At 75.6% G+C, this 696-nt stretch carries 1 pseudogene; it reads left to right on the top strand.

Annotated elements, in window-relative coordinates:
* Positions 1–696: pseudogene (locus AC1D01_RS37450) on the top strand (hypothetical protein); the annotation flags it as partial.

The raw sequence follows: 696 nt of genomic DNA, 5'->3' as shown, positions 1-696 counted from the left end.
GAGCTGGCACCTGGGCCCGCACCGGCTGAACGTGAAGGGCGAACTGGCCGTGACCGTGCCCGACAGCGTGACCGCCCCGGCCCCGCGCGGTGCGACGCTGCTCGACCGCCTGGCCGCGCTGCGCGGCGACATCACTGCGGTGATCGGCGACAGCGTGCTGGCCGGCGTGCCGCTGCGGGGCGACCTCGCGCTGCACCACCCGAGCGCCGCCGCGCCGTTCGCCGCCACCGTGAAACTCGACGCCGGCGGCAATGCGCTGAACGCCGAAGGCACGCTCGCCACCGATGCGCGCGGCGCCGCCGACCGCTGGCATGTCGATGCCCGCGCGCCGGTACTGGCACGCCTGCAGCCGCTGCTGAAGCTGCTGCCCGGCGCGCAGGCCTCCGGCCTGCTCGAAGGCCTGAACGGCAGCTTCAACGGCGAAGCCGAACTGACCGGCCGCTGGCCCGACGTGAAGACGCAGGGCCAGGGCAAGCTCGCGACACTGCGCGCCGGCCCGCTGGCGGTCGGCCAGGCCGACTTGCACTGGCAGGCGGGCACCAGCGCCGACGCGCCGCTGGAGCTCACCGCCGACATCGCCCGGGGCGCCTGGCGCGGCCAGGGCCTCGACAGCAGCCGGCTGCAGCTGCAGGGCACGGCCCGCTCGCACACGCTGAACTGGCGCAGCGAGCTGAAAGCCTTGCCGCCGGCCTGGGT

It is taken from the genome of Rhizobacter sp. P3_B12 (genome assembly GCF_056402895.1).
This window is presented reverse-complemented; position numbering and strand designations above follow the sequence as displayed.